General features: G+C 65.5%; 11 protein-coding genes and 1 pseudogene. 6 read left to right on the top strand and 6 right to left on the bottom strand.

Going from position 1 to position 12,565, the window contains the following annotated elements:
• Window positions 1-121: 121 nt before the first annotated feature.
• Window positions 122-1,048 carry a DUF1003 domain-containing protein gene (locus tag EJ070_RS07445; RefSeq protein WP_126090758.1) on the bottom strand — a complete coding sequence of 309 codons (927 nt, stop codon included), beginning with the start codon at window positions 1,046-1,048 and terminating at the stop codon, window positions 122-124.
• A gap of 548 nt (window positions 1,049-1,596) precedes the next feature.
• Between EJ070_RS07445 and EJ070_RS07440 the strand changes: the two genes are divergently transcribed.
• On the top strand, window positions 1,597-2,046 hold the full coding sequence (locus EJ070_RS07440; RefSeq protein WP_126090757.1) for a universal stress protein: 450 nt from the start codon (window positions 1,597-1,599) through the stop codon (window positions 2,044-2,046).
• Window positions 2,047-2,331: 285 nt separating this feature from the next.
• Here the strand turns inward: EJ070_RS07440 and EJ070_RS07430 are convergent, their stop codons facing one another.
• Window positions 2,332-3,354: a D-alanyl-D-alanine carboxypeptidase family protein gene (locus tag EJ070_RS07430; RefSeq protein ID WP_126090756.1), complete on the bottom strand. Its 1,023-nt coding sequence runs from the start codon at window positions 3,352-3,354 to the stop codon at window positions 2,332-2,334.
• A gap of 444 nt (window positions 3,355-3,798) precedes the next feature.
• Between EJ070_RS07430 and EJ070_RS07425 the strand changes: the two genes are divergently transcribed.
• Both EJ070_RS07425 and EJ070_RS07420 read left to right on the top strand, forming a co-directional pair.
• Window positions 3,799-5,607, top strand: coding sequence for a methyl-accepting chemotaxis protein (locus EJ070_RS07425; protein ID WP_126090755.1), 1,809 nt, complete (start codon window positions 3,799-3,801; stop codon window positions 5,605-5,607).
• A gap of 330 nt (window positions 5,608-5,937) precedes the next feature.
• Window positions 5,938-7,044, top strand: a complete 1,107-nt coding sequence (locus EJ070_RS07420) for a hypothetical protein (protein WP_126090754.1) — start codon at window positions 5,938-5,940, stop codon at window positions 7,042-7,044.
• Between the two features lie 110 nt (window positions 7,045-7,154).
• Here EJ070_RS07420 and EJ070_RS07415 read toward each other — a convergent pair.
• Window positions 7,155-7,609: pseudogene (locus EJ070_RS07415) on the bottom strand (LysR family transcriptional regulator).
• Between the two features lie 77 nt (window positions 7,610-7,686).
• Here EJ070_RS07415 and EJ070_RS07410 point away from each other — a divergent pair.
• The 3 genes from EJ070_RS07410 (at window position 7,687) to EJ070_RS07395 (ending at window position 10,053) form a co-directional block, all read left to right on the top strand.
• Window positions 7,687-8,604, top strand: coding sequence for an alpha/beta hydrolase (locus EJ070_RS07410; RefSeq protein WP_126090753.1), 918 nt, complete (start codon window positions 7,687-7,689; stop codon window positions 8,602-8,604).
• A 372-nt stretch (window positions 8,605-8,976) separates the two neighbouring features.
• Window positions 8,977-9,588: a nucleoside triphosphate hydrolase gene (locus tag EJ070_RS07400; protein WP_126090752.1), complete on the top strand. Its 612-nt coding sequence runs from the start codon at window positions 8,977-8,979 to the stop codon at window positions 9,586-9,588.
• 150 nt (window positions 9,589-9,738) lie between these two features.
• The gene (locus EJ070_RS07395) at window positions 9,739-10,053 is read left to right on the top strand and encodes a hypothetical protein (protein ID WP_126090751.1); all 315 of its coding nucleotides are present in this window, start codon (window positions 9,739-9,741) and stop codon (window positions 10,051-10,053) included.
• Between the two features lie 11 nt (window positions 10,054-10,064).
• On the opposite strand, the gene EJ070_RS07390 is transcribed toward EJ070_RS07395, so the two are convergent.
• The 3 genes from EJ070_RS07390 to EJ070_RS07380 all read right to left on the bottom strand — a co-directional run bounded on the left by EJ070_RS07390 (window position 10,065) and on the right by EJ070_RS07380 (window position 12,410).
• Complete coding sequence (locus tag EJ070_RS07390) at window positions 10,065-10,769, bottom strand: glutathione S-transferase N-terminal domain-containing protein (RefSeq protein ID WP_126090750.1); 705 nt, start codon at window positions 10,767-10,769, stop codon at window positions 10,065-10,067.
• Between the two features lie 173 nt (window positions 10,770-10,942).
• Window positions 10,943-12,151: a beta-ketoacyl-[acyl-carrier-protein] synthase family protein gene (locus EJ070_RS07385; RefSeq protein ID WP_126090749.1), complete on the bottom strand. Its 1,209-nt coding sequence runs from the start codon at window positions 12,149-12,151 to the stop codon at window positions 10,943-10,945.
• Between the two features lie 4 nt (window positions 12,152-12,155).
• Complete coding sequence (locus EJ070_RS07380; protein ID WP_059188710.1) at window positions 12,156-12,410, bottom strand: acyl carrier protein; 255 nt, start codon at window positions 12,408-12,410, stop codon at window positions 12,156-12,158.
• Between the last annotated feature and the right edge of the window lie 155 nt (window positions 12,411-12,565).

Here is a 12,565-nt window from a genome sequence, read left to right as displayed (position 1 = left end):
TGGCATATTAAGGCACCGGGACGGTGGCACGAGCTCCGGCATCAGAAGGTCAGGCGTCGGTGGTCGAGGCGGCTTGCGGACCTGCCCCGGCTTAGCGCTTACTGATGCCGGGGCGCGGGCCTCACCCCTCCGCCCCAGCCTTCGCCACTCTCCTCCGCACCCCCCTTGCCGCCCGCTTCTGCTTCTTCGCGGTCAGCTCGTGCATGGCGTCGAGCTGCATCTGCTGCATTTCGGCCAGGCGCTGCCATTGGCGCGAGATGAGATAGTCGAGCTTTTCGTGCAGGTGCCGCACTTCCAGCTCGGCCTTGAGGTTCACCCGGTAGTCGTTGAAGGAGCGCAGCCGGTCTTTGGCTTCCTGCCGCTTCTGGCTCATCATGATCACTGGCGCCTGGATGGCGGCGATGCAGGAGAGCATGAGGTTGAGCAGGATGAACGGGTAGGGGTCGAAGGCGCTCGTCGCGCCCTCGGCGAGGTTGAGGCCGATCCAGATCAGAAGCACGGCCGCGAACGAGATCAGGAACCACCAGCTGCCGCCGAACTCGGCCATGGTGTCGGAGACGCGGTCGGCAAACGAGCGGTGCTCCTCGAATTCCTCTTCCGAGTTTTCCGAGATCGTGTCCTGTCTCGCGATCGATTCCACCACCTGGCGGTCGAGCTCGGAGAATTCGCCGTGCTCCTGCTGCAGCAATTCCTCCATATAGCGCATGCGGTAGCGGGCGAGCTCGGCGCGGCTGACGCGGGCGCCGCGCGGCAGGTCCGGATGGTCGGCGCGGATGCGGTCGGCGAGGCTGGGCCTGAGATCGTCGATGCGCACCAGGTCGCGCTTGCGGAATTTCCGGCCGCTGATCGCCGACGGTTTTTTCTTGGGCTTGGCCCTGGTCGCGCCGGGCGGGGTGGGCTCCGAATCCGGCACCTCCGGCGCTTCGAGGACCTCGTCGGCCGCCTCATGCGCGTCTTCCGGAACGGTGGCCGCCTCGAGATATTCGCCGCCGCTTTCGTTCTCGTCGTCTGCTTGCTTCTGCGCGGATGCCTTGGGATCGCCGGCCATGCTCAGTGCTCCTGTTCTCGGCTTTCGAGTACGATACGCCAAGCCGGCGCGGCATATCCATCGTGACTGTGAAGGTGGTGTGACCGAACAAGTTCTTGTGATGGGCGGAGCGCGAGCCGCTTCGCCGGCCGCCGCGTACAATTGTCGATGGCGGCGCAGCCCCCGCTCCGTCTCGGGCTTCGCCCGAGCCACCTCTCCCCCATTTCATGGGGGCGAGGAAATGCCAATCGCTGAGGGCGCGACCTTTGCAAACTTGGATTCCTCGCCCCCGCGAGAGCGGGGGAGAGGTGGCTCGGCGAAGCCGAGACGGAGCGGGGGAGCGCCATCCGCGATTGTCCGCCGCTTCTGGGGACAGGCCCGGAGAGAGGAATTGAGCTGCGCCCGGATGCGTTTGCGGGAAGCCCGCTGGAGCAATCGTCTCCGGCGGCTGGCCTTGATCCGAATCAAGCCGCCCTCTGTGGTTGGCCTGCTAGCAAAACTATATCGGGGTGACCGGTCAGGCGCCCGCCACTTGGGGCGCGCGCGTCGCCCCGCATGAAGAGGGATCCATGTACAAGCACATTCTCATCGCCACCGACGGTTCGGAGCTCGCCGGCAAAGGCGTCGCCCACGGCCTGGAACTCGCCAAGGGCCTCGGCGCCACTGTGACCTTCATCACCGTCTCCGAGCCGTTCCCGACGCTCGCCTGGGGCGGCGCCATGGCCGGCTATGTCGCCGGCGACGAGCTCACCTACTATGAGGAAAGCGCACGCAAATATGCCCGCGAGGTGCTGGACAAGTGCAAGGCCGACGCCGACGCGCTCGGTGTGCGCGCGAAGGTGCTGCATATCGAGAACAGGACGCCCGCCGAGGCGATCCTCGACACGGCCCGCACCGAGGCCTGCGACCTCATCGTCATGGCCTCGCACGGCCGCCGCGGCCTCGGCCGGCTGGTGCTCGGCAGCCAGACGGCGGAGGTGGTGTCGCTGACCGAGGTCCCGGTGCTGGTGGTGCGGTAGGGCACGTCGATATTCAGCCGCCCTGCGAATGGCGGCTTCCTGCGCTCCGGCCGGCACAAGGCGAGATAGGTAGCGTTCCTTCACACCCCCCTCTGTCCTGCCGGACATCTCCCCCGCAAGGGGGGAGATCAGATGTCACGCCAGCTTTCGCCAATCACCAAAGTGCGAATTGAGTGCGCCGGCCTCACGTCTGCCAATCTCCCCCCTTGCGGGGGAGATGTCCGGCAGGACAGAGGGGGGTGCTGTCCCGCCGGCGTCTCAGATTTTCTCCACCGCCGCGACGCTCTATTGCGCCGGCAGCAGTGGCGAACTGGGCGAGGCCAGATCCGGCGACGGCAAATCGGACGCCGCCAAACCCGGCAGCGACGAACTTGGCGCCGTCGTGCCGGGCGCCGGCACACCCGGAAGCGGCGAGGCCGGCTGCTGCCCGGCATACATCAGCTGCGTCTTCGCATCCGCCACCGTCGCCGTAAGACTCCGCTGGATCAGCGCCTCGACATGGTCGTTGCGCTGGCGCGCGCTTTGGGCGCCCATCACCACCACGATCAGGTGCCTGCCGTCGGCATTGTAGGAGGTGACGATGTTGTAGCCGGAGGCGCGGATATAGCCGGTCTTGATGCCGTCGACGCCGCGCACCCGTCCCAGCATGTCGTTGTGGCCGCGCACCAGCCGGCCGCGGAACATGAAGTCGCTTTCGGAAAAATAGTGGAAATGCTGCGGAAAGCGGTGCTCGAGCGCGATCCCCAGCACCGCCATGTCGCGCGCTGAGGTCACCTGGCCGTCGTCGGGCAGGCCGCAGGCGTTGCGGAAACTGGTGCTCGCCATGCCGAGCTGGCGGGCCTTGGCGGTCATCATGCCGGCGAACTGGTCCTCGCTGCCGCCACCCAGATATTCGCCGACAGCCACCGCCACGTCGTTGGCCGACTTCACAACCATGGCGCGGATGGCGGAATCGACGTCGATCGTCTCGCCGCGCCGGAAGCGCAGCTTCGTCGGCGGCTGCGAGGCGGCGTGGTCGGAAACCGGGATCTGCGTCTCCTTGCTCACGCGGCCGCTCTCCAGCGCCTCGAACAGCATGTAGAGCGTCATCATCTTGGTGAGCGAGGCGGGGTAGCGCTGCGCCGTCGAGTTCACCTCGAACAGCGTCTTGCCGGTCGAGGCGTCGACCACGATCGCCGCATATTTCTGCGGCTGAGCCGGGACGGCAAGCACGCTTTCCGGCGGCGCCGCGGTGGTGCAGCCGGCAACCAGCAGCAAAAACGCAAAAGCGACGAGTAATTTATGGAGGAGAAGCAAGGGACGGGACAAGACTGTTCTAAAACTGTTGCTGAGATGCGAGGACGCTAACGTAACGCATGTGCCGCGTCCAACTGGTTAATGGCGATAACAAGGCATTTGCCCAGGTTTTAAAGGCTTGCGCCGTCGCCGACGCTGCCAATCTCCCCCCTTGCGGGGGAGATGCCCGGCAGGGCAGACGGGGGTGCTGTCCCGCCGACCTGTCAGTAAGCAGAGCTATATCCTCAGGCGGAGCCTCGGTTTAACATGGCTCAACTCGAACCGCCGCGATCCTTCACACCCCCCTCTGTCCTGCCGGACATCTCCCCCGCAAGGGGGAGATCGGATGCTGCTTAGGCTTTCGCCAATCGGCAACGTTGCAGCGGATGGGGCCGTCCGCACCGGCTCAGCCCCCGCTTTGCCATCACCACCCCCTTGCCGCTATGATGCACGCGGCTTGGATTTGGGGGGAATGGCATGTCGGAAATCGCCACGGGTACGACCTCGCTGCTGCGGGCATCGCTCAGCCGCACCGGCAAATGGGCGGGCAGCGTCGCTTTCCTCAGCGGCGCGGTGTCCGACGTGCTCAACCCGCTGGGGCCTTTTGCCGCCTATATCGCGCTCATCGCGGCGGTCGCGGCGGCGATCATCGCCATCGCCATGGTGCTGCGCCTGGTGCTGGCGGCCAAGGCCATGCCGGCGCTGATCTTCGCAACAAGCGCCGCCGCGATCGCCGGCGGCGTCTATGGCGTCCAGCAGGAGACCAACTCGCAGAACGGCGTCATCGCCGCCCTGGTGCCGGCGGTCGCGCAACTGCAGCAGTCGCTGGGCATCGTCTCGGAAAAGGTGGCGAAGATCGAAAAGACGGTCACGGAGACGCAGAAGACGGTCGAGGCGGTCAAGAAGTCCACCGACACGGTGGCTCAGAAGACCGACCAGATCGCCTCCGCCCAGCAGCAGCAGACGGCGCAGGGCGCCGAGACGCAGAAGGCCGTCGAGGCGGTCAAGCAGACGGCCGACACTTTAGCCGCCGGCCAAAAACAGCAGCAGGCGCAGGCCGAAAAGCTGCAGGCGACCACCGAGCAGATCGCCGCCTCTATCGACACGATCGCCAAGGGCTTTGCCCAGCTCGCCGCGCAGGGCGGCGCGATCGCCGATCCCAAGCGTCCCGACGAGTTCTATCACAATGCCCGCGTCTATGAGCTGGCGGGCGATATGCTGAATGCCCGGCGCGCCTATCTCGCCTTTGCCGGCTTCGACGTCGACGCCATCGACCCCTATACCCGCTTCGCCACGCTGCTGAGGGTCCAGGACGGCAAGGCCGGCGCCCGCGAAGTGTTCGGCCAGCTCGCCGAAAAGGCCAAGGCGCCGTCGATCAAGCTCGTCCATCTCCTGCAGTTCGACGATGCCCAGCGGCTCGGCAAGCTCAACGCCTTCATATCGGCCAACCCTGACTATGCGCCGGCTTACTTCCTCGAGGCGCAGGAGTTCTCCGAGGATCGTCTCGGCAGCCAGACGCTCGCCGACAAGCGCAGCGAAGCCCAGGCGCTGACCAAGTTCGTTTCCTACGAAAAAGATGGCGGCCTGCTCAAATATTTCGTCGACCAGAGGGAGTTGGCCGACTGGCTGGACCGCAGCCGGACCCGGCTGGCCGCGCTCGGCGACGTGCTCGACCCGTCGCGCTTCGTGCCGACGCTGACGCCGACGCGCTCCAACGCCGGCTGGTCGATGACGATCTCGCTCCCCGAACCGGCGACGGCGATTTCCTGGCGGCTCGGCGACTCTGGCCCGTTCACCGATACCGGCCTGATGGCGATGAACGACCAGCGCACCGGCAAGCCGATGCCCAACCCGAGCTTCGAGCTGCCCGACAGCACCGCGGCCACCAATATCGGCATAAAATATCTCGACATCAGGGGCCGCGAGACCGGCCCGTTCGACATCCGCTTCGATCCGGATTCGGCCCTCCAGCAGGGCAACAAGCAGATCCTCGACCAGTTCTGGACTTCGTGGATCGCCTTCGACGCCAGCGGCAACCAGGGCCTGGTCTATTTCACGCAGATGCTGTCCTTCCGCTGCGCCATCAAGGAGGTGCGTTACAGCCTGAACGACACCGCGCTCGACAAAGAGCTCAAGATGCCGCCCTGCGACGCCAAGGACCCGTATGCGATTCCCGCCGACTACCAGCCCTATTTCAAGGTCAAGGACGACGTGACGTCGATGGCGGTGCAGGTGACTTATACCGACGGCACCAAGTCGCCGGTCAGGGAGTATAAGCGGCAGTAGCGGAGCGCCCACCCTCCCCCTTGTGGGGGTGAGCGGCCGGTTCGCAAAGCGAATTCGTCGTGCCGGTGGCACGACGAAAGGCCAGCGAACGCTGGGACGCTGCGGAGCAGCGGGGACCCGGCAGATCCGCGCAGCGGATCGGGGTGGGGGTCGAAGAAGATTCTTTTGGTTGGACCCCCACCCCGTGGAGCGATCTCCGCCTTGCTCCGACCGCTCGCCGACCCTCCCCACAAGGGGGAGGGTGGCGCTGATGCAAAATGCCTGTCGCCCCGCTTGCGCAGCCCGCGCCAGGTAGGCTTTTCTGCTGCACAAGATTCGCGGGATAGAGCAATGGATACGGTCACGATCGGCGCAAAGGGCATCTCTGTCACCCTCGATCTCGCCGTCGGCCACATCGCCGCCATGGAGGTCGAGGCCGATGGCCGCGTCCTGAAGCCGCTGCACCGCGCGCCCTGGGTCGGCTCGCCGCGCGAGAGCCTGCCGGAAGGCCTGCCCGAGGGCACGGTCCGCCTCTCCGGCGATTTCCTCTGCGCGCCGTTTTCCACCAGCGATGTCGAGGCAGCGCCCCTGCATGGCTGGACGGCCAACAGTGAATGGGATGTCGTCGAGAACGGCGCCGTTGCCGGCGGCTGGCGCGCCGTCTTCCGGCTGCGCCGCAAGGTCATGGGCGCCGCCGTCGACAAGATTTTTATCCTGCGCGACAACCATCCCTTCCTCTATCAGGAGCATGTCTTTTCCGGGGGGGCTGGCGCCATTTCCGTCGCCCACCACCCGATGACCGCGATGCAGGACGGTGGGCGTCTGGCCTTCTCGCCAAAACGCCTGGCGGTCACGCCGTCGACTCCGCTGGAGCCCGATCCGGCGCGCGGCCGCTTCCGTTTCGCCTATCCCGCCCACGCCACCGATCTGGCCCATTTCCCGATCGCAGCCGGCGGTACCACCGATCTCGGCGATTACCGCATGGAAGACCGGCGCGAGGATTTCATCACCCTGGTCGAGGCCGATCATGGCGGGCCGGGCTGGACCGCGCTGGCGCGGCGCGCCGAGCAGGATCTGGTGCTGGTGCTGAAGAATCCGGCGGAGCTGCCGGTCACCATGCTGTGGTTCAGCAATGGCGGGCGCGACTACGCGCCCTGGAGCGGCCGCCATGTCGGCGTGCTCGGCATCGAGGACGGCCGCGCCGCGGTCGGCCATGCCGCCTCGCTCGGCGACAACTGGCTGAAGCACGAAGGCGTGGCGACCGCCTTCGCCCTTACGGAAGGGCGCAGCGTCTCCTTCCGTCATGTCATCGGCGCCGTGCCTCTGTTCGGCGGCGAGCCGCCGCGCGACATTGCGACCGCGCAAGGACGGCTGCGCATCCTCGGCGCCGACGGCACGACGAGGGACATACCCTTCGACAGCGATTTCCTGCGGCTTGGCCGGTCCGTTCCGGCTTGAGCATTCGGCGTTAATTTCCCGAGGGTTGGCCGAAGCCCTTGAGTTCGTCATTCCAGGGCGAAGCAGGAGCGAAGCTCCGTCGCGGAGACCCTGGAATCCATGCCGTGACTTCAGCCGAAGAATGCTGCAAAGCAAAATTCTGCACCGCAGGCGGCGCTGGTGTGTAACGGCATGGATCCTGGGGTCTGCGCCGCGTCGCTTCGCTCCAGTCGAAGCTCCACCTCATCGTGCGCCGCCAGAAACCGCGCGATGCGATCGGACAGGATGGAAGTGTCGGTGATCTCGATCGCGCCTAGCCGGAACGGGCCGGAAAGGGCGCGCGGATGGCCGCGCGCGTCGGCCGCGGCCTCGGTGACCAGTGCCTCGATCCTCCCCGCATAAGCAAGGAGACGCGCGCCAGCAGCGGTCAGCCGGATACCGCGCGGCATGCGTTCGAACAGCGGTTCGCCGAGTTCGGTCTCGAACTGGCCGATGCGCGCGAAAGCGCCGACTGAGCGGTTCCCAGCCGGGCTGCGGCAGCCGTGATGGAGCCGCATTCCGCAGCGTGAAGTGCGCGCAGGTCCATAAGGCATCGTATTATGCGATGCCAGATGTCGCAATGCATCGCTTGTTGCGAGGAAAGGTGAAGGGTAGGTTCCTGTCATGCCAGCGGAACTATATCATAAGATCGCGACCACATCCTCGCTCGATATCGCCTTTGAAGAGCACGGCCCTCCAGACGGCATGCCCGTCATCCTGCTTCACGGCTGGCCCGACGACGTCCGGACGTGGGACGAGATTGTTCCCGGTCTCGCGGAAGCGGGCTATCGCGTTCTCGTGCCATGGCTGCGCGGCTTCGGGCCGACGCGGTTTCGCGATCCGGACGCCATGCGGTCCGGTCAGCTTTCGGCCTTGGGCCGGGACGTGCTCGACTTCGCCGACGTGCTCGGGATCGAGCGCTTCGCCATGGTGGGACACGACTGGGGCGCGCGGGCGGCCTATATCGCCGCCTGCCTCGCGCCGGACCGCGTTATGGCCTGCACCGCTCTGTCGGTCGGCTGGGGAACCAACGACCCCGACCAGCCTCTATCCTTCGGCCAGGCGCAGAATTACTGGTATCACTGGCTGATGGCGCTGCCGCGCGGCGAACGACTGGTCCGGGAAGACCGGAAGGCATTCACGCGCTACATCTGGTCGATCTGGACCGGCGGCTGGGCGATCTCCGACGAAGCGTTCGCGATTACCGCCTCCGCGTTCGACAATCCCGACTGGGCCGATGTCGTGCTGCATTCCTATCGGGTGCGCTGGGGGCTCGCCGAGCCCGACCCGTCATGCGCGGCTCTGGAAGCTCGGCTGCGGGGCGATCCGGCGATCCGTGTTCCGACGCTCGTGCTTCACGGCGAAGCCGATCCATGCAACGCGCCTGCCACGTCCGAAGGCAGGGAGGCGCTGTTCGACAACGGCTACCGGCGGCATGTACTTCCGGGCATCGGGCATTTCCCCCAGCGGGAAGCATCCGATGCCGTCCTGCGTCATCTGCTGCCATTCCTCACATCGGCGATAGGAATGCCAGCGCCATGAGCGAGGTCTCACCAATCATGCCGTCCCTTCCGGGCTTCGGGCCGCGCATCCGGGTCTCGTCGAGTTTCCCGTCCGTCACACGCGCGGAGGAACCTCGACCGGGCTGGTCATCCACGAGCGATACGCACCGGAAAATCCGGCGTTGCGCGAGGAGTTGCTGCGCCACCTGATGGGCGTTCCGCTTGCCGGCGACAGTCCCGGCTATCGTCAGATCGCGGGATTGGGGCGTGGCCCTGCGACCAGCAACAAGGTCTTCTTCGCCGACATGGCTTGCCAACGAGCGGCTAAAACTTCTGCGTCGGGGATCCCAGGTTTGAAATTTCCGCCGACTGCCGCCAAGATGCGGACCAAATCGCTAGCGGAGAGGCGCTGATGTCTGACCTAGCCCATATCACCGCCGCCATCTTCAAGCGCGCCGGCAAGGCCAAGCGCTTCGTCGTCGCCATTGCCGGCCCGCCGGGAGCCGGCAAGTCGACGATATCGGGCAGGCTGCATGAACTGCTGCCGGAGGGCGCATCGGAAGTCGTGCCGATGGACGGCTTCCATTATGACGACATCCTGCTCGACCGCCGTGGCCTGCGCGCGCGAAAAGGCGCGCCGGAAACCTTCGACTTCGCCGGCTTCGAGACGCTTTTGAAGCGCATCCGCTCCGGCGAGCCGGACATCGCCATTCCGGTCTTCGACCGCAGCTTGGAATTGTCGCGCGCGGCGGCCGAAGTCATCGGCGCCGATACCAAGTTCATCCTGGTCGAGGGCAACTATCTGCTGCTCGACGAGGAGCCGTGGTCGCGGCTTGCGCCTTTGTTCGATTTCACCATCTTCGTCGACGTGCCGCGGGGCGAGCTCGAGCGCCGCCTGATGGAGCGCTGGCGCGGCCATGGCAAGTCCGACGAGGACGCGCGCGCCTGGATCGCCTCCAACGACATGCCGAATATCGAGCGCGTGCTGGCGCATCGCCGGCAGGCCGATCTGGTGATTGGTTAACCTGCTCAATTTTCACTATTTTTGGACGGGAACCTTAAGACTTACAGGTCGTTATGGCCGATATCCCGATTGTCCGGCGCTGAGGCAATTCCAGGAAAGGTGCGCAGCGGTTTTCCGTCCGGAATTGCGCAAAAAAAACGGAGCCGTCTGATGGCAACCAAGACCAGAAAACCCGCGCCCGCGAGAAGCAGGGCCAATCAATCCAAAGCGACGCAATCGAGGGCCGGCGCCGCACCGGCGACCGCCGAGCGCTCCAAGGACGCCAAACCGGCCTTCGGCAAGGCTGCTCCCAAGAAAGTGGTGCACGGTGCAGCGCACAAGGCCGCCGCGAAACCGCATAAGCCGGTGGCGAAGTCGGGCCCGATCCGCACTGTCGCAAGCGTTGCGACCGGCGCGGTGGTGGCCACCGCCCGGCTTGCCGCATCCGTGCTCGGCCGAGGCCGCGCAAAGGCCAAAACGAAGTAGGGGCCTGCGCCTCAACCCCTTGCCGGGATGGTCAAGCCCCTCTGCACGGCCGGCCGTGCAAGGCCTCGCTCCAGCCATGCCGCGACGGTCGGAAAATCGTCGAAGCCGACGAGGTCGCGCGCTTCGTAGAAGCCGATCAGGTTGCGCACCCAGCCAAGCATCGAGACGTCGGCGATGGTGTATTCGTCATCCATGATCCATTGCCGGCCCTTGAGCCGCGTTTCCAAAACGCCGATCAGCCGCCGCGACTCGTCGCGATAGCGTTCCAGCGGCCGCTTGTCGGCGATCTCGCGCCCGGCGAACTTGTTGAAGAAGCCGACCTGCCCGAAGATCGGGCCGATCGCGGCCATCTGGAAGAACACCCACTGGATCGTCTCGTAGCGGCGGATGGGATCGGCCGGGATGAGCTTGCCGGTCTTGTCGCTGAGATAGAGCAGGATGGCGCCGGATTCGAACAACCCGATCGGCTTTCCGTCGGGCCCATTCGGGTCGATGATCGCCGGTATCTTGCCGTTCGGGTTGAGCGACAGGAATTCCGGCGTCCAGCTCTCGTTCTTGCCGATGTCGATATAGTGCGGCTCGTAGGGCAGGCCGATCTCCTCCAGCGCGATCGAGATCTTCACCCCGTTGGGCGTCGTGGAGGAATAGAGCTGCAGGAGGTCTGGTTTTTTGGCCGGCCAGCGCTTGGTTATCGGAAAGGCGGACAGGTCGGTCATCGGGAGGCTCCGGGTGCGGATTGGCGCCGAATGGCGGGCGTGGCGGGTGGCAAGAATTAGGACCCTGACCCCTCGGGATCAATATGCCGGTGAGCGGCTTGCCGTGCACGGACAGTCAACCAGGCAATTCCCCCGGGATGGAAACGCGTTCGGGCGGATGGCTGACGGTTGTATCAGATCGCCTTGAAGCCCAGCACCGCATTGGTGCCGCCGAAGGCAAAACTGTTGCTGAGGGCTACGCGCACCTTGCGTTCGCGCGCCACATTCGGCGTCACGTCGAGATCGCATTCGGGATCCGGCTCACGGAAATTCGCCGTCGGCGGCACGATGCCATTGCGGATCGCCATGACACAGGCGATCAGCTCCAGCCCGCCCGACGCGCCGAGGCAATGCGCGTGCATCGACTTGGTCGAGGACACCGAGAGCGCACGCGCATGCTCCCCGAAGACGCGCTTGATCGCCGCCGTCTCGATCTGGTCGTTGGCCTTGGTGCCGGTGCCATGCGCGTTGAGATAGTCGACATCCTCGGGGTTGAGCCCGGCATCCACCAGGCAGAAGCGCATCGCCGCTTCCGGCCCCTCGATCGTCGGCGCGACGATGTCGGAGGCGTCGGCCGAGAGGCCCACGCCGGCGACCTCGGCAAGGATAGTGGCGCCGCGCGCCACGGCGTGATCGTAGCTCTCCAGCACCGCCATGCCGGCGCCTTCGCCGAGCGACAGGCCCTGGCGGTCGGCCGAGAACGGCCGGCAGGTATCGGGCGAAAGCACCCTCAGCGCTTCCCAGCCCTTGAGCACGCCCCATACCAGCGGCGCTTCGGTGCCGCCGGCGACCATGACGTCGGCGCGGCCGAGCCGGATCTGATCGACCGCCGAGGCAATGGCGTGATTGGCCGAGGAGCAGGCGGAGGTGACCCCGAACACCGGCCCGCGCAGGCCGAGATTCATGCTCACCTGGCCGGCGGCCGCACCCGGCATCACCTTCGGCACGGTGAAGATGGCCGCGCGGTTGCGTCCCTCGATCAGGATCGCGCGGTAGTTTTCCTCGATCGTTTCGAAGCCGGCGACGCCGATGCCGACGACGGCGCCCATCCTGTAGGTATTGTCGGCATGGGCGACCAGCCCGGACTGCCGCATCGCTTCCCGCGCGGCAATCACCGCCAGGAGGCTGAAACGGTCCATCGACACCACCTGCTTGCGGTCGATGCCGTGATCGGGCAACTCCTTGATCTCGCAGCCGACCTTGACCTTCAGGTCATGCAGCGACGGATTGTCGATCGGGCCGATTGCCGAGCGGCCGGCGCGCATTGCGTCCCAGATCGCCGGCACATCGCTGCCGAGCCCGCATATCCCGCCAATGCCGGTGATGACGACGCGCTTCAGCATGCAATCAGGCTTTTTTCGCGATCAATTCGCGAACCGCCTCGACCATGTCGCCGACGTTCTTGAGGTTGCTCCAGGCATCGACCGTGTTCATCTCTATCTCGATGCCGTACTTCTCCTCGAGATCGAAGATGATCTCGGTCAACTCCAGCGAATGGATGCCAAGCGTGTTGAGATCGGTGCTGGTGGTGATTTCCTCGCCGCCAGTCTCGGCATGAGCCTTGATCTTTTCGATGATTTCAGTCGTTAGCTGGTCAGCCATTCGGTTCCTTCCCCTGTCGTTTCCCGACGCCAACTGATCAGCGCCCCTTCGTCCCCGGATTCACAAACGTCGGCGCCCCCTATCTCGCCAGGCATCGCGTAACCGATCCAAGGTGGCTCCCTCTATAGAAACGGAAACGATGTCAAGCAACAAGC

Origin of the sequence: Mesorhizobium sp. M1E.F.Ca.ET.045.02.1.1, assembly GCF_003952485.1 — a bacterium.
Classification (GTDB): Bacteria; Pseudomonadota; Alphaproteobacteria; order Rhizobiales; family Rhizobiaceae; genus Mesorhizobium.
This window is presented reverse-complemented; position numbering and strand designations above follow the sequence as displayed.

What these genes read in the sequence shown, in the direction of transcription:
- EJ070_RS07445 (WP_126090758.1), bottom strand. Translation starts at nt 1,048, where the DNA reads ATGGCCGGCGATCCCAAGGCATCCGCGCAGAAGCAAGCAGACGACGAG.
- EJ070_RS07440 (WP_126090757.1), top strand. Translation starts at nt 1,597, where the DNA reads ATGTACAAGCACATTCTCATCGCCACCGACGGTTCGGAGCTCGCCGGC.
- EJ070_RS07425 (WP_126090755.1), top strand. Translation starts at nt 3,799, where the DNA reads ATGTCGGAAATCGCCACGGGTACGACCTCGCTGCTGCGGGCATCGCTC.
- EJ070_RS07420 (WP_126090754.1), top strand. Translation starts at nt 5,938, where the DNA reads ATGGATACGGTCACGATCGGCGCAAAGGGCATCTCTGTCACCCTCGAT.
- EJ070_RS07410 (WP_126090753.1), top strand. Translation starts at nt 7,687, where the DNA reads ATGCCAGCGGAACTATATCATAAGATCGCGACCACATCCTCGCTCGAT.
- EJ070_RS07400 (WP_126090752.1), top strand. Translation starts at nt 8,977, where the DNA reads ATGTCTGACCTAGCCCATATCACCGCCGCCATCTTCAAGCGCGCCGGC.
- EJ070_RS07395 (WP_126090751.1), top strand. Translation starts at nt 9,739, where the DNA reads ATGGCAACCAAGACCAGAAAACCCGCGCCCGCGAGAAGCAGGGCCAAT.
- EJ070_RS07390 (WP_126090750.1), bottom strand. Translation starts at nt 10,769, where the DNA reads ATGACCGACCTGTCCGCCTTTCCGATAACCAAGCGCTGGCCGGCCAAA.
- EJ070_RS07385 (WP_126090749.1), bottom strand. Translation starts at nt 12,151, where the DNA reads ATGCTGAAGCGCGTCGTCATCACCGGCATTGGCGGGATATGCGGGCTC.
- EJ070_RS07380 (WP_059188710.1), bottom strand. Translation starts at nt 12,410, where the DNA reads ATGGCTGACCAGCTAACGACTGAAATCATCGAAAAGATCAAGGCTCAT.